This window comes from Bailinhaonella thermotolerans, from assembly GCF_003594875.1.
Taxonomy (GTDB): Bacteria; Actinomycetota; Actinomycetes; order Streptosporangiales; family Streptosporangiaceae; genus Bailinhaonella; species Bailinhaonella thermotolerans.
Genome location: NZ_QZEY01000006.1, coordinates 95024 through 109527, shown reverse-complemented (window position 1 = coordinate 109527; position 14504 = coordinate 95024). Strand labels below are relative to the sequence as shown.

General features: G+C 73.3%; 14 protein-coding genes. 8 read left to right on the top strand and 6 right to left on the bottom strand.

Annotated elements, in window-relative coordinates; genetic code table 11:
• Window positions 1-397: 397 nt before the first annotated feature.
• A complete protein-coding gene (locus tag D5H75_RS18185) occupies window positions 398-1642 on the bottom strand; it encodes a DUF4032 domain-containing protein (protein ID WP_119927670.1) in 1245 nt (414 codons plus the stop codon).
• A gap of 256 nt (window positions 1643-1898) precedes the next feature.
• On the opposite strand from D5H75_RS18185, the gene D5H75_RS18180 reads away from it, so the two are divergent.
• The 5 genes from D5H75_RS18180 (at window position 1899) to D5H75_RS18160 (ending at window position 7548) form a co-directional block, all read left to right on the top strand.
• Complete coding sequence (locus D5H75_RS18180) at window positions 1899-2666, top strand: bestrophin-like domain (RefSeq protein WP_119927669.1); 768 nt, start codon at window positions 1899-1901, stop codon at window positions 2664-2666.
• A 1-nt stretch (window position 2667) separates the two neighbouring features.
• Window positions 2668-3405: a hypothetical protein gene (locus D5H75_RS18175; RefSeq protein WP_119927668.1), complete on the top strand. Its 738-nt coding sequence runs from the start codon at window positions 2668-2670 to the stop codon at window positions 3403-3405.
• Window positions 3406-3654: 249 nt separating this feature from the next.
• A complete protein-coding gene (locus D5H75_RS18170) occupies window positions 3655-5067 on the top strand; it encodes a family 2B encapsulin nanocompartment shell protein (RefSeq protein WP_119927667.1) in 1413 nt (470 codons plus the stop codon).
• 34 nt (window positions 5068-5101) lie between these two features.
• Window positions 5102-6490, top strand: a complete 1389-nt coding sequence (locus D5H75_RS18165) for a family 2B encapsulin nanocompartment shell protein (RefSeq protein ID WP_242454339.1) — start codon at window positions 5102-5104, stop codon at window positions 6488-6490.
• Window positions 6491-6507: 17 nt separating this feature from the next.
• A complete protein-coding gene (locus D5H75_RS18160; protein ID WP_119927666.1) occupies window positions 6508-7548 on the top strand; it encodes a family 2 encapsulin nanocompartment cargo protein polyprenyl transferase in 1041 nt (346 codons plus the stop codon).
• A 145-nt stretch (window positions 7549-7693) separates the two neighbouring features.
• Here the strand turns inward: D5H75_RS18160 and D5H75_RS18155 are convergent, their stop codons facing one another.
• From D5H75_RS18155 to D5H75_RS18145, 3 genes are all read right to left on the bottom strand, one after another.
• Entirely contained in the window at window positions 7694-9022 is a 1329-nt protein-coding gene (locus D5H75_RS18155; RefSeq protein ID WP_119927665.1) for a pyridoxal phosphate-dependent decarboxylase family protein, read from the bottom strand.
• Window positions 9023-9069: 47 nt separating this feature from the next.
• On the bottom strand, window positions 9070-9339 hold the full coding sequence (locus tag D5H75_RS18150) for a DUF1905 domain-containing protein (RefSeq protein ID WP_119927664.1): 270 nt from the start codon (window positions 9337-9339) through the stop codon (window positions 9070-9072).
• Between the two features lie 748 nt (window positions 9340-10087).
• The gene (locus D5H75_RS18145) at window positions 10088-10789 is read right to left on the bottom strand and encodes a DUF2470 domain-containing protein (protein WP_242454338.1); all 702 of its coding nucleotides are present in this window, start codon (window positions 10787-10789) and stop codon (window positions 10088-10090) included.
• 93 nt (window positions 10790-10882) lie between these two features.
• Here D5H75_RS18145 and rpsD point away from each other — a divergent pair, with 93 nt between their 5' ends.
• Both rpsD and D5H75_RS18135 read left to right on the top strand, forming a co-directional pair.
• Window positions 10883-11497, top strand: a complete 615-nt coding sequence (gene rpsD / locus D5H75_RS18140) for a 30S ribosomal protein S4 (RefSeq protein ID WP_119927662.1) — start codon at window positions 10883-10885, stop codon at window positions 11495-11497.
• Window positions 11498-11613: 116 nt separating this feature from the next.
• Window positions 11614-11838 (top strand): DUF6158 family protein, encoded by a 225-nt coding sequence (locus D5H75_RS18135; RefSeq protein WP_119927661.1) that lies wholly within the window; start codon window positions 11614-11616, stop codon window positions 11836-11838.
• A gap of 247 nt (window positions 11839-12085) precedes the next feature.
• On the opposite strand, the gene D5H75_RS18130 is transcribed toward D5H75_RS18135, so the two are convergent.
• Window positions 12086-12526, bottom strand: coding sequence for a MerR family transcriptional regulator (locus tag D5H75_RS18130; protein WP_119927858.1), 441 nt, complete (start codon window positions 12524-12526; stop codon window positions 12086-12088).
• Window positions 12527-12637: 111 nt separating this feature from the next.
• Between D5H75_RS18130 and D5H75_RS18125 the strand changes: the two genes are divergently transcribed.
• Complete coding sequence (locus D5H75_RS18125; RefSeq protein ID WP_119927660.1) at window positions 12638-13702, top strand: aldo/keto reductase; 1065 nt, start codon at window positions 12638-12640, stop codon at window positions 13700-13702.
• Between the two features lie 151 nt (window positions 13703-13853).
• Here the strand turns inward: D5H75_RS18125 and D5H75_RS18120 are convergent, their stop codons facing one another.
• Window positions 13854-14393, bottom strand: coding sequence for an SUKH-4 family immunity protein (locus D5H75_RS18120; RefSeq protein ID WP_147425200.1), 540 nt, complete (start codon window positions 14391-14393; stop codon window positions 13854-13856).
• Between the last annotated feature and the right edge of the window lie 111 nt (window positions 14394-14504).

Below are 14504 nucleotides of genomic sequence, written 5' to 3'. Positions count from 1 at the left end.
GTGCTGAAGCCGCCTCCGGCCCGTCCCCGATCGTCCGGTGACGCGGTGTGCGCGTATGTGGGAGCGCTCCCACGAAGTGAATCCGAGGCGACACACGGGCGTCAATAGCCTGAAATCCAACCGTTACCGGGCCTTCGAATCCCATTCGGGCGGGCTCCGAGGGGGTATATGGGAGCGCTCCCAAACATCCTGGCCGGTCACCGCGCCTCCGCCGCCCGCGCCGCCCGCGCTGTACGGCCACGGGCCCGCCGTACGGCCGCCGGCCCGCCGCGCGCACGCCGTACGGCCGGCGCGGGCCACGCCGTGCCGGACGGGAACGCCGAGGACGGCGGTGGCACGGGGGAACGCCGGGCGAGGCCGTACGCGGCGGCACGGGTGAGGGCGGCCGGGCGCGGGGTCAGGCGGAGGAGGCGGCGTCGTCCCAGCCGGGGTCGCCGATGATGGCCTTCTCGTCGCGCTTGAAGGCGAGCACGTTCTCCACGTACGACCGGGTGGCGGCGGGCAGGCCCACGTCGTGGCCCGCCGCCTCGGACAGGAACCAGCGGTGGTCCAGGACCTCGTGGTAGAGCTGGGCCGGCTCCAGCTTGTGGCGCAGCTCCTTGGGCACGGCCTCCACCGTGGGGTGGAACATCTCGGCCAGCCAGCGGTGCGCCACGATCTCCTCGCTGTCGGAGCGCTCGTGGGCGGGGAGCCGGGCGCGGAAGGTGTCCAGGTCGTTCAGCAGCCGCCGCGCCTGGTTCTCCTCGACGTCCAGGCCGGTCAGCCGGAGCAGCCGCCGCTGGTGGTGCCCGGCGTCCACGACCTTGGGCTGGACGATCACCCGCGCCACGCCCGGCTTGCTGCGCACCTGGAGCTCGGCCACGTCGAAGCCCAGCTCGTTCAGCCGCCGGATGCGCTTGTCCACCCGGCGCCACTCCACGATGTCCACGACCTCGGGCTGGGTCAGCTCGTTCCACAGCGCGGTGTACCGCCGGCAGATCTCCTCGGAGGTCTCCAGCGGGTCGATCGAGGGGTGCAGCGCGCCGCCCGCCTCCAGGTCCAGCAGCTCGCCGAAGATGTTGACGTGCGCGACCTCGATGTCGTGCAGGCGCTGCCCCTCGCTGATCGTGGGATGCTGCTCGCCCGTCTCGGCGTCCACCAGGTAGGCCGCGAACGCGCCCGCGTCGCGCCGGAACAGGGTGTTCGACAGCGAGCAGTCGCCCCAGTAGAAGCCGGTCAGGTGGAGCCGCACGAGCAGCACGGCCAGCGCGTCGAGCAGCCGCGTGATCGTGTCCGGCCGCAGCGTGCCGGAGAACACCGCCCGGTACGGCAGCGAGAACTGCAGGTGGTGCGTGACCAGCGCGGAGTCCAGCTCGCGCCCGTCGTCGGCGGTGCGGCCGGTCACGACGGCCACCGCGCGCACTGAGGGGAAGTCGATCCTGGCCAGGTCGCGCAGCCGCTGGTACTCCCGCCTGGCCAGCCGTTCCCCGATCTCCTTGATCGCGTAGACCTTCCCGGACAGCTTCACGAAGCGCACGACGTGCCGGGAGATGCCGCGCGGCAGCGGCACGATCAGGTGCTCCGGCCAGTCCTCCAGCGGAAGGTGCCACGGCAGGCTCAGCAGCGCCGGGTCGCCGGGTGCTCCGGTGATCTGGAGGGGCATGTGAATTCTCCGCCTTTGTCCGATCTTGTTCGGCCAAAGACACCCTATTCATCCCACTCGTCCCGCGCAGTGCCCCGGGTACGGCGGGCGCCCGCCGTACCCACGCGGAAGCGGGGCGGAGACGGGGGCGGACGCGGTGCGGGGACGGAGTGAGGACGGATGTGAGGGGTTCTCTGTACAGAGGCCGGTGTGGCTACTTAATGTGATAGCAATCTGACGGTAAGCGACCGACAGTCCGGAAGTCCTGGAGGACGTCATGCTGGTAGCCGCGCTGGCGGCCCTCGCCGCGGTGCTCGCCGTGGTCGTGGCCGCGCTGATCTTCCGGAAGGTCGGGCGGGCCACCGACGACGGGGAGCCGGACGGCCCCACCGCGGGGCACGCCGGCGCCATGCTGTCGGCGCTGTTCCTGCTGGTCTTCGCGATCGCGATCGTGGTCCCTTGGACGACCGCCGACGCCGCCAGGGTGAACACCGGGTCCGAGAGCCACGCGATCGCCGAGGCGTACTGGGCGGCGGGCGGCCTGCCGTCCCCCGCGGCCGGCCAGATCCAGGGCGAGCTGCGGGAATACGTCCGCTTCGTCGCCGAGCGCGAGTGGCCGATGATGCGGCGCGGCCACCTGAGCTCCGAGGGCTGGACCCGGCTCGACTCCATACGCGCCCGGGTGGACGGCCTCAAGGTGGAGGGCGACGACGCCAAGGACGCCCAGGCCGACGTGCTGGAGAAGCTCGGCGACGCCTCCGCGGCCCGCCGTCAGCGCGGCCTGGACGCCAGTGCCTCGCCCCCGTCGGGGCTGCTGGAGCTGACGGCGGTCACCGGCGCGCTCGTCGTGCTCTTCCCGTTCATGGCCGGGGCGCGCCCGCGCCGCCTGGCGATCCTGCCCATGATCGCGACCGCGGCGCTCGTCGGCCTCGGGGTCTTCGTGACCTACGACATCGCCCGGGTCTTCGACGGCCCGCTCGCGGTCCAGCCCGAGGCGTTCACCGCGGTCATGCAGGAGTTCCAGCGCATCCCCGCGGGCGGCTGAGATGCGCCCCCGCCGGGCCGCCCTCCTGGTCGCGGCCGCCTTCGCCGTCCTCGCCGTCGCCCCCGCCCCTCCGGATCCGCCCGACCGCCGCGCCCCGGCCCAGTCCCGGGACCATTCCGCGCGGTCCGAGCCCCGTCCTGACGGCGCCGACCCCGGCCGCGACGGCTCGGTCCGCCGTCACACCCCGCGTGCCGTACGGCCCGGGCCCGCGCACGCCGTACGCCCGGGGAGCCGCCGCCCGGTGCGGCCCGAGGTGCGGGTCCGGCTGTTCCCGCCCCGGGGCGTGACGGTGCGGGTGACGCCGAACCCCCTCGCGCCCCCGCCCCCGCCGCCCGAGCCCGTGGACCCCGACCGGCGGCCGGAGCCCGAGACCCGGTGCGTGGACGTCGACCCCACGAGCGTGAGCAAGAGCGACCCGTACGCCGCGTGCTCCCGCCCCCGCCGTCCGGTCCCGTCCCCGGAGCCGCGGCCGGAGGCGCGTCCCGCCGTGCCCGCCCCGCGTCCCCCGGCGCGGCCCATCGCGCGGCCCATCGTGCGCCCGGCCGCGCCCCCGGCCGAGCCGCGGGCCGAGCGCCCGGCGGAGTCCGCGCGGCCCTCGCCCCCGGAGCGGTGGCAGCGGCGGCGGGCGGACGCCGCGCCGGCGCCGCGCCGCCGCCACGCGCTCGCCAGCGTGGTCGTCCTGGTCGCCGTCGTCACGGCCATCGCCGCCGGAACGGGCATCGCCTTTTCCTCCCGGTGACAATTCATGGCCGCCGCGGCGCGTTCACATGAATTGTTTTGGATGTCCCGGTTGAGGGCTGTTCAATTGTGAGGAACTCTCGCTGATCACGCCTCTGAAAAGGGCTTCGACAACCCATTGTGATCCGCGTTAACGCCACGTAATGTGAGGGTCAAAGGGCGCGCGATTTCGCCGGTCCCCCCGGCGATGCGATCGTGAATTCGCGCGTCCGGACCATTCACGTTCGCAATCGCTGATTGGTGGTGTGCCATGTCGGAGTCCGCGGGCATCGAGGTTCGGCAGGAGGAGCAGCGGCGGTCGCTGGGCACGGCGGCGGCGCGGAACCTCGCGACGACGACCAAGTCCGTCCCCCAGATGCAGGAGATCTCCTCCCGCTGGCTCCTGCGCCTGCTGCCGTGGGTCCACGTCAAGGGCGGCGCCTACCGCGTCAACCGCCGCCTGTCCTACTCCGTCGGCGACGGCCGGATCACGTTCACCAACGAGGGCGCGGCCGTGCGCGTGATCCCCGGCGAGCTGTGCGAGCTGGGCCTGCTGCGCGGGTTCCCCGACGACGAGGTGCTGGCCGCCCTGGCCGACCGGTTCACCCAGGCCGAGTACGAACCGGGCCAGGTGATCGTGAGCGAGGGCGACGCGGTGGACCGCGTGATCCTCATCGCCCACGGCAAGGTCGCCAGGATCGGCACCGGCCCCTACGGCGACCCGGTGGAGCTCGACGTGCTGGCCGACGGCGACTTCCTGGGCGAGCGGGCCCTGATCGACGACGACGGCGACTGGGACTTCACCGCCAAGGCCGCCACCGCCTGCACCGTCCTGGTGCTGGACCGGGCCGCGTTCGCCGAGGTCGCCGAGAACTCCCCGGACCTGACCCGCCGCCTTGCGGCGTACCGCGCGGGCCGGAACGTCCCCCAGAACGACCACGGCGAGGCGGCGATCGCGCTGGCCGCGGGCCACTCCGGCGAGCCGGACCTGCCGGGCACGTTCGTGGACTACGAGGTCTCGCCACGGGAGTACGAACTGAGCGTCGCGCAGACCGTCCTGCGGGTGCACACTCGTGTGGCCGACCTCTACAACGAGCCGATGGACCAGGTGGAGCAGCAGCTCCGCCTCACGGTCGAGGCGCTGCGCGAGCGGCAGGAGCACGAGATGATCAACAACCGCGAGTTCGGCCTGCTGCACAACGCCGACCTGCGCCAGCGCATCCACACCCGCACCGGCGCCCCCACCCCCGACGACCTGGACGACCTGCTGTCCATGGTCTGGAAGAACCCCACGTTCGTGCTCGCCCACCCCAAGGCGATCGCCGCGTTCGGCCGCGAGTGCAGCCGGCGCGGGGTCTACCCGCAGAGCGTCGAGATCATGGGCCACCACGTCCCGGCCTGGCGCGGCGTGCCGATCTTCCCCTGCAACAAGATCCCGATCAGCAAGGCGCGCACCACCTCGATGATGGTCATGCGGGTGGGGGAGAAGGAGCAGGGCGTGGTCGGCCTGCACCAGGTCGGCATCCCCGACGAGTACCAGCCGAGCCTGAACGTCCGCTTCATGGGCATCGACGAGAAGGCGATCATCTCCTACCTCGTCAGCGCCTACTACTCCTGCGCCGTCCTCGTCCCCGACGCCCTCGGGATCCTCGACAACGTCGAGATCGCCCACGGCGCGGCGTGATCCCCGCACGCGCCATGACAGGGGGTGATCGCCGGTGACCGGACCGGCGGACGTCCGGGACCCGCGCCGCGCGCTCGGCACCGCGGCGGCGCGGAACCTGGCCACGACGACCAAGACCGAGCCGGTGATGCGGGAGATCTCCTCCCGCTGGCTGCTGCGCATGCTCCCCTGGGTGGACGTGCGCGGCGGCACCTACCGGGTCAACCGCCGCCTGACCTACACCGTCGGCGACGGCCGGGTCACGTTCACGAACGACGGCGCGGCCGTGCGCGTCATCCCGCGAGAGCTGTGCGAGCTGGGCCTGCTGCGCGGGTTCGGCGACGACGAGGCGCTGGAGGCCCTGGCCGGCCGGTTCACCCAGGTCGAGTACGCCCCCGGGGAGGTGATCGCCGCCGAGGGCGGGCCGGTGGACCGGCTGATCCTGATCGCGCACGGCAGGGTCGGGAAGACCGCCGCCGGGCCGTACGGCGACCGCGCCGAGGCGGGCGTGCTCGCCGGCGGGGACTTCCTCGGCGAGCGGGCGCTGACCGATCCGGGCGCGGTGTGGGAGGCGGAGGCGCGGGCGGTCACGGCCGTCACGGCGCTGGTGCTGGACCGGGCCGCCTTCGCCGAGATCGCCGACGTCTCGCCCGCGCTGCGGGAGCGTGTGGCGGCGGTCCGGGCGGGGCGGCGGGCCCCGCGCAACAAGTACGGCGAGGCGGAGATCGCGCTGGCCGCCGGGCACTCCGGCGAGCCGGACCTGCCGGGCACGTTCGTGGACTACGAGCTCTCGCCCCGGGAGTACTCCCTGAGCGTCGCGCAGACCGTCCTGCGGGTCCACACGCGCGTCTCCGAGCTCTACAACGACCCGATGGACCAGGTGGAGCAGCAGCTCCGGCTGACCGTCGAGGCGCTGCGCGAGCGGCAGGAGCACGAGATGATCAACAACCGCGAGTTCGGCCTGCTGCACAACGCCGACCCGCGGCAGCGGATCCGCACCCGCACCGGCCCGCCCACCCCCGACGACCTCGACGAGCTGCTGTGCCGCCGCCGCGGCTCCCGGTTCTTCCTCGCGCACCCGAAGGCGATCGCCGCCTTCCGCCGGGAGTGCACCCGGCGCGGCCTGTCGCCGCAGGACGTGGAGATCGAGGGGGAACGGCTGACCGCGTGGCGGGGCGTGCCGATCCTGCCCTCAGACAAGATCCCGATCACCCGGTCGCGGACCACCTCGATCATGGTGATGCGCACCGGGGAGAAGGAGCAGGGCGTCATCGGCCTGCACAAGACCGGGATCCCGGACGAACACCGGCCGAGCCTGTCGGTGCGGCACATGGGCGTGGACGAGAAGGCGATCGCCACCTACCTCGTCAGCGCCTACTACTCCGCCGCCGTGCTCGTGCCCGACGCGCTCGGGATCCTCGACGATGTGGAACTCTCACGCTGACCAGGGGGGTCTGGCACATGCCGTACGGCGAAGAGACGAGGACCGCGCGCGACGCCCGCGAGGTGCTCACCTGGGCACGGGGCCTGCTGGAGCCGGGGCTGCGGGAGGTCGTCGAACGCCTTCCCGCGGCCACCCGGCACGTCGCCGGCTACCACTTCGGATGGTGGGACGAACGCGGGAGGCCCGGCGACGGCGACGGCGGCAAGGCGATCCGGCCGGCGCTCGTGCTGCTGGCCGCGGAGGCGGTCGGCGGCACGGCCGAGAAGGCGGTCCCGGCGGCGGTCGCCGTGGAGCTCGTCCACAACTTCTCCCTGCTGCACGACGACGCGATGGACGGCGACGTCATGCGGCGGCACCGCCGTACGGCGTGGAGCGTCTTCGGCCTGAACCCGGCCATCCTGACCGGGGACGCGCTGCTCATCCAGGGCTTCGCCGTCCTGGCGGCGACCGGGCACCCGGCGGCGCGGGACGGCGTGGCGACGCTGAGCACGGCGGTGCGGGAACTGGTGGACGGGCAGACCGCGGACATGTCGTTCGAGACGCGCTCGGACGTCGACCTCGACGAGTGCGTGCGCATGGCGGGGGAGAAGACCGGGGCGCTGATCGGCTGCGCGTGCGGCCTCGGGGCGAGCTTCGGGGGCGGCACGGCCGACCAGGTGGCCCGGCTGACCGGGTTCGGCACGCGGCTGGGCCTGGCGTTCCAGCTCGTGGACGACCTGCTCGGCATCTGGGGCGATCCGGAGGTCACCGGCAAGCCGGTCTACTCCGACCTGCGCAACCGCAAGAAGTCGCTGCCCGTGGTGTTCGCGCTCACCTCGGGCACCGACGCGGGGAAGGAACTGGCCGCGGCCTACCACCGGGTCAACCCGCTGGCCGACCCCGAGCTCCGGCACGTCGCGGCGCTCGTCGAGGCCGCGGGCGGGCGCGCGTGGGCCCAGGCCGAGGCCGATCGGCTGCTCCGCGAGGCCATGGGCGACCTGGCGGACGCCGTCCCGTCGCCGGGCCCCGCCGCCGACCTGGCCACCCTGGCCCGGCTGATCACCCAACGCACGAGCTGACGCCGCGCCCGGCCCCCGGCCCCCGGCCCGCCCGCTCGTGTCGGCGGGCCGGCGGGCGCGGCTGGTCGGGTGGCGGGGTGGCTCGGTGGGTCGGCGGGCCGCTGGGCGGGGCCGCCGGGTGGGGCCGCCGGGTGGGGCCGCCGGGTCAGCGGGCCAGGGCCGTGACCCGGCGGTGCAGGTCGGTCACGTACGTCTCGGACTCGGGCTTCATGAGCACGCTCCGCAGGACGCGCACGCCGTCGGCGTCGGCCGCCGCCCGGTGCCCGCGCGCGGCGAACGCCTCCGCCGTGACCCGCATCGTGGAGACGAACACCTCGGCGTCCCGCATGCCCGCGTCCAGCACGTGCGCGGACGCCGCGTCGATCGCCGACAGCCGGTCCCGGCGCGGGTAGTAGGTCACGATGTCCAGCTCCGGCCGCTGGTACGGCGCCAGCTCCGGCGACTCCTCCAGCAGGTCCGCCCAGCGCAGCGCCGCCCGGCGGCCCGCCGCCAGCACCTCGCCCAGGCCCTCGCGGGTCGGCGGGAGCACCTGGAACGTGAGCCACAGCGCGGCCGCCGCCGCCCCGGCCCGCGAGCACTCCAGGCTGATCTCGCCCAGGTGCAGGTCGTCCGAGGTGAAGTACGTGTACGGCGAGTCGTGCGCGTAGAAGCGGCCCACCGCCGGGTCCCGGAACAGCACCGCGCCGCAGCCGTACGGCTGGAGCCCGTGCTTGTGCGGGTCGATCACCACCGAGTCGCACCCGGCGATCGCCCGCCACGGGCCCTCCTCGACCAGGTCCCCGGCCAGCAGCGTGAAGAACCCGCCGTACGCGGCGTCCACGTGCAGGCGCACGCCGTACCGCTCCCGTAGGGCCAGGGCCTCGTCGATGGGGTCCACCGCGCCGAGCCCGGTGGTGCCCGCCGTGAGCACGACGGTGCCGACCTCGCCCGTGCGCAGCAGTGACTCCAGGGCGTCCAGGTCCATCCGCCCGCGCGCGTCCGTGGGCACGGCGTGGCCGCGCACGCCGAGCACGTGGCACATGCGCGAGTGCGTGTAGTGGGCGTCGGCGCTGTAGGCGACGCCGCGGCCGGGATGGGACTCGCGGGCGACGAACAGCGCCTCCAGATTGGCGATCGTGCCACTGCTCGTGAGATGGCCCAGGTGGGTCCCGAAGCCGAACATCTCCGCGAGGCGGGCGACGACCTCCTTCTCCATGCGCGCCGTGGCCGGGCCGCCGTCCAGCGCGTGGTTGTTCGGGTTGATGAGCATCGCCGTCAGGTAGCCGACCACGGCGGCCGGGTGCGGCGGCTTGAGCATCTGCCCGGCGTACCGGGGGTGGAAGAAGGGGTAGTTGTCGGTCAGGCGCTCGGTGAACTCCCCGAACGCCTTCTCCAGATCCGCCTCCAGCGAGGGGTGGGCCTCGTAGCGCCCGAACCCCGCCTGCCACGCCTCGACCGCGGCGATGCCGCGCTCCACCCAGTGCCGCAAGTCCACCCGCCGACTATATGGCGATATGTGCCCACGTTTGCCGCGGGGCCGGGCTAGATCCGCTCGGTCAGGACCACGGACACCGTGTCGCCGGCCTCCTTTCCGATCGCGGCGCGCACCTCGGACCTGACCGGGAGCTTGTGCGTGCCGTCCCCCAGGGCCATGAACGCGCTCTCGAACGCGTGCCCGTCGATGGTCCCGCGCACCTTCACCAGCCCCCGCGTCCCGAAGAACGCCGCCGACTCCGGCCACACCACGAACGTGTGCCCGCCCTTGGCCGGACTCCTGCGCAACTCGGCGTCGAACCGCACATCGATCTCCATGACCCCTCCACCTCTCGGCCGCCCCTCCAAAGAGCCGCCCCACCCTTACACGAACACCCCCACCCAACCTCGACACCCCAGCCCCCCTTTTTTCCACCCCACCCCCCGTACGGCGCCGCAGGCAGCGCCCCCCGACCCGCGCCGCCAACCCCTCGCGCCCCGGCCCCCCGGAGCGCCCCCTCGCCGTGATCATGCAGTTTTAATCACACCCTGTGCTCAAAACTGCATGATCACGGCGAAGGAGTTGCCGGGAGGCGGGGGCGGTCTCGGAGTGGGTTGCCCGGCGATTCCGCCACCGGCCCTTGATTCCGGGGTGGGGAGGCTCTGGGTGGGCTCGCTCGTGGTGCCCTTCGGCGGCGTGGGGAGGCGCCGGGGGTATATGCGCCCGGGGTGGATCCGTCGTCGTGATCATGCAGTTTTAATCACACCTTGTGCTCAAAACTGCATGATCACGGCGAGGAGTTGCCGGGGGGCGGGGGCGTCCCGGGCGCGGATTCCTTCGTGACCCCGCCACCGGCCCTCGATCCCGAGATGGGGAGATCCTGGGTGGGTTCGCTTGTGGCGCCCTTCCGGGGGCGTGGGGAAGCGCCGGCGGTGTGCGGCCGGGGTGGGTGCGGCGTCGTGATCATGCGGTTTCGCGCACACCCTGAGCTTGGGACCGCGTGATCACGGCGAGGGGGCGGGCCGTGAGGGGTGCGGGTCGCGGGGCTGTCGAGGGCGGGGCGGGGGTGTGCGGGGTGGTGGGAGGTCAGGGGGTGAGGAGGGTTTGGAGGGCGTGTTCCAGGGCTCGGGGGCAGGTGGCGGGTTCGGGCCAGGGGAAGCGGATCTGGTCGGGGCCCACCTGGACGGTCGCGCCGAAGCGGTCGAGTTCCCAGAGCCAGACCTCGGCCGGGGGAGCGGGCCTGCGCAGGGCGTGGGTCATCGCGTGGGCCAGGCTCTCGCGGTGGGACTCGTTCACGTGGGCGAGCATGCGCTCGGCGGCCCCGGCGATCGGGTCGGGCTCGGCGGCGAGGTAGTCCTCGGCGTCCAGGGTGCCGTGGTCGCGCCCCGCGACGTACATCACGGTGGCGACGTCGACGCGGGCGAGCAGCGGGAACGCGGGCTCGCCGGGATATTCGAGGGCCAGGAACAGATCCTCGTCCGGGTGGCGTTCCGCGATGAGGACGGCGGCCTCGCGGCGCTCGGGCGCGGGCACGGGGGCGGCCCAGCCCTGGATACGCAGCAGGGCGCGGGGGCGCTCCTCGTCTCCGATGCGGCGGGTCACGGCCAGGTTGACGGTCACGGCGGCGTCGCACGCGGCGTTGAGCGCGGAGCGCAGCGGCTCGCCGGGCTTGAGCAGCAGGAGCGGGCGGCCCGCGCGGTCCACCGCGCCGCGGGCGCCGACGAGCGCCGAGGGGGCGTCGGCCAGGGCGAGGCGGGTGGGAACGGCGTCCGCCGCGAGGGTGCGCACCCGCGATCCAACGGCATTCTGGCGCAAACCGGGTCTCCTTCGATAAGGTTAGGCATACCTAAGTAAGGATTACCTAACCACAGAGGGGTTCTGTTGCGCTATACCGGTCCCAAGGTGCGGCTGTCCCGCCGGGCGGGCGTCCCGCTGACCAAGAAGGCGGTGCGCTACTTCGAGCAGCGGCCGTACCCGCCGGGCGAGCACGGCCGCAAGACCAACCGGCGGCAGGCCGGCGACTACGGCGTGCGGCTGATGGAGAAGCAGCGGCTGCGCTGGTACTACGACCTGTCCGAGCGGCAGCTCCGCCGTACCTTCGACCAGGCCCGCCGCCTGGAAGGCCGCGCGGGCGCGGAGCTGGTGACGCTGCTGGAGTGCCGGCTCGCCTCGCTCGTGCTGCGCGCGGGACTGGCCCCCTCGATCTACGCCGCGCGGCAGTTCATCGCCCACGGGCACATCACCGTGGACGGCCGCAAGGTGGACATCCCCAGCTATCTCGTCCGTCCTGGCCAGGTCGTCGGCGTGCGCGAGCGCTCGCGCAAGATGGTTCCGTTCGTCGAGGCCGCCGAGGGCGTCCACGCCGACGAGCGCGTCGCGCCGTACCTGTCGGTGGACCTGCCCAACCTGACGTTCACGCTGGTCTCCCGGCCCGAGCGCGCGCAGATCCCGGTCGAGTTCGACGAGCAGCTCGTCGTGGAGCACTACTCCCGCTGACCCCGCCCGCCGCCCCCGCCCTCCCGGCCGAGCGCGGGGGCGGCGGACGTTAGGGCCGCGCTGGCGGGGTAGGAACCCGGGGCACGATCACCGGACGTCACATCGGGAGGGCAGTAATGACCGAGGGAGTCGACCCCCGGGAACTCAGTGACGAGGATCTGTTCCGGGAGCTCCAGCACCTCCACGAGACCCGCACGGACACCCTGCTGCACGGTTCCGACGACGCGCTCGAACGCCACACCTCGCGCACGCAGGAGCTGGAGGAGGAGTACCTCCGCCGCTACCCCGAGCGCGACGTGGACCCCGACCGCCTCCGCTCCGGCGCCCGCCGCCGGGGCTGACCGGCCCCGCCGCCGAGCTGACGACCCCGCCGCCCGTACGGCGCACCGCGCCCGCCTCCGGCACGTACGGCGGCGCGCCGGCTTCCCCCGGCGTACCGGCGGCGCCCGCCTCCCCGGCGTCCGCTCCCACGGCGTACGGCGGCGCTCGCTCGCACGGCGTACGACGGCGCTCGCTCGCACGGCGTACGGCGGTGCGGCGATGCGGCGGTGACCGAGGGCGCGCCCCGCCCGGCCGTACGGCGTGGGCTCAGGAGGCGGCGGGATGGGCCGCGGGCTCCTCGGCGGGGGCGCCGCAGAGGTGCTCGCCCTCGGGCGGGCCCTGCTCCAGGTGGTCCTCGTAGACGCGGATCTTGAACTCGATGAGGTCCATGCACTCGTCGAGGCGGGCCATCCGCTCCCGCACGCGATCGCGGTGGGCGCGCAGGAGGGCCAGGCGCTCGGCGGCGGTGTGCCCGCCGCGCCGGACCAGTTCGGTGTACTCCCGGATCGCGGGCAGCGGCATCCCCGAGGCGCGCAGCAGCACGCACAGGTTGAGCCACTCCACGTGGTGCTCGCCGTAGACGCGGCGCCCGCCGGGCTCACGCCGTACCGGATCGGCCAGGATCCCCTCGCGCTCGTAGAAGCGGAGGGTGTGGACGCTCAGCCCGGTCCGCCCGGCGACCTGGCCGATCGTGAGATCTCCCGACATGTCGCCCAGCATACGGACTTGAGCTAGAGCCGACTCGAACTCCTAGGCTGCGACGCGTTCGCGGCGGAACCCCCGCCGCGGGCGTACGGCATCGCATCTGAGGAGCACGGCATGCGTTATCGCGTTCTCGGCGGCACGGGCATGGAGGTCAGCGTCTTCTGCCTGGGCGCCATGATGTTCGGGACCGTGGGCAACCCCGACCACGACGAGTGCGCCCGCATGGTCCACACGGCGCTGGACGCGGGGATCAACTTCGTGGACACGGCGGACATGTACTCCCTGGGGGAGTCCGAGGAGATCGTGGGCAAGGCCCTGGCCGGCCGCCGCGACGAGGTGATCCTGGCGACCAAGGTCCATTTCCCGATGGGGGAGGACCACGACGACCCCCGGCCCAACAACGGCGGCAACTCCCGGCGCTGGATCGTCCGGGAGGTCGAGGCGAGCCTGCGCCGCCTGCGCACCGACTGGATCGACCTGTACCAGGTCCACCGGCCCGACCCGCGGACCGACATCGAGGAGACCCTGTCGGTCCTGGGCGACCTGGTGACGCAGGGCAAGATCCGCGCGTTCGGCTGCTCCACGTTCCCCGCGGAGGAGATCGCCGAGTCGCACCACGTCGCCGAGCGCCGGGGCCTGGCGCGGTTCCGCACCGAGCAGCCGCCGTACTCCCTGCTCGCCCGGGGCGTCGAGACCTCCGTGCTCCCGACGGCCCAGCGGTACGGCATGGGCGTGCTGACCTGGTCCCCGCTGGCGTCCGGCTTCCTGACCGGCCGCTACCGCAAGGGCGAGCCCGTGGACCTGACCAGCGGCCGCCCGGCCCTGGTCCCGTTCCGCTTCGACCCGTCGATCCCCGGCAACGCCGCCAAGTACGACGCCGTGGAGTCCCTGCTCGGCGTCGCCGCGGACCTGGGCCGGACCCTCCCGGAACTCGCCGTGGCCTTCCCCGCCGTCCACCCGGCCGTGACGTCGGTGATCATCGGCCCCCGCACGCCCGGTCAGCTCCGGTCCCTCCTCAAGGCCGCCGACCTCGTCCTCGACGACGCCACCCTGGACCGCGTCGACGAGATCGTCCCGCCCGGCACCGACCTCTACCACCCCGACGGCTCCTGGCGGCCGGTCTCCCTCACCGACGTCTCCCTCCGCCGCCGCGCCGTGGCGGACCGCGCCGCCGCCTGAGCTCCGGTACGGCGTCCCGCCGCGTCCCCGGTCCCCGGATCGGGGACGCGGCGGCGGGCGGCGGCCGTACGGCGATTCGCCGGCCGCGTGGCCCTCAGCTCCCGGCCCGCGCCCGCGACGCCCAGCCGTGGACGTGCCGATCGTGCGCCCCTCAACCGCCCCGGCGGCAGAATTCCAGGGCCATGGACCACCAACTGTCCGGCTCCTCGAAGGAGAACGGATCCAGGGCCCTCAGCCGGCTCGACAACTCGCGGAAGGACTCGTCCCGAACAGCGGGGTCCTCGGCGGAACGGACTTCGTGGATCTTGATCTGGTAGAGGAATTCGATGAACTCGCCCAGGTTGTTGTTCACGACTTCGCCCTTCGGGCGAGGTCCGTTCAACTGGACCAGCATGACGAAGCTCTCGTACGCGCTCAGCGAGAACCGCAGGCCGGAGTCGCCGGGCGGGCCTCCGATGATCACCTCTCGGTGGTTCACGCCGTTGGACGTGGTGACGTCGAAGGTGGCCAGGAACCTGGGCCCGCCCACGACCTCGGTGGTGAAGAACGGGGAGCCGCCGACGGGAAGCCCGACGGTCCCCAGCGCTTCGGCGTCCCGCGGCGTCAGCCCGAACTTCTCGAGCTGCGCCGCCGTCGCCGTGAAGAGGTTCTCACGACCGTAGAGAGCCGCCATCTGCTCGTGTGTGGGCACGTCGTTCCTTCGTGTGGTGCCGGACGGGAATTCCCCGCGGTGATCTTGCGAGCCGGCGCTCTCTGAGGCGCGGCCCCGGGGCGTGAACGATCACGATCAAGGGGGAGGGGG

Excerpts from the sequence above, each read along its gene's own strand:
- D5H75_RS18185 (WP_119927670.1), bottom strand. The coding sequence starts at position 1,642 with ATGCCCCTCCAGATCACCGGAGCACCCGGCGACCCGGCGCTGCTGAGC.
- D5H75_RS18180 (WP_119927669.1), top strand. The coding sequence starts at position 1,899 with ATGCTGGTAGCCGCGCTGGCGGCCCTCGCCGCGGTGCTCGCCGTGGTC.
- D5H75_RS18175 (WP_119927668.1), top strand. The coding sequence starts at position 2,668 with ATGCGCCCCCGCCGGGCCGCCCTCCTGGTCGCGGCCGCCTTCGCCGTC.
- D5H75_RS18170 (WP_119927667.1), top strand. The coding sequence starts at position 3,655 with ATGTCGGAGTCCGCGGGCATCGAGGTTCGGCAGGAGGAGCAGCGGCGG.
- D5H75_RS18160 (WP_119927666.1), top strand. The coding sequence starts at position 6,508 with ATGCCGTACGGCGAAGAGACGAGGACCGCGCGCGACGCCCGCGAGGTG.
- D5H75_RS18150 (WP_119927664.1), bottom strand. The coding sequence starts at position 9,339 with ATGGAGATCGATGTGCGGTTCGACGCCGAGTTGCGCAGGAGTCCGGCC.
- D5H75_RS18135 (WP_119927661.1), top strand. The coding sequence starts at position 11,614 with ATGACCGAGGGAGTCGACCCCCGGGAACTCAGTGACGAGGATCTGTTC.
- D5H75_RS18130 (WP_119927858.1), bottom strand. The coding sequence starts at position 12,526 with ATGTCGGGAGATCTCACGATCGGCCAGGTCGCCGGGCGGACCGGGCTG.
- D5H75_RS18125 (WP_119927660.1), top strand. The coding sequence starts at position 12,638 with ATGCGTTATCGCGTTCTCGGCGGCACGGGCATGGAGGTCAGCGTCTTC.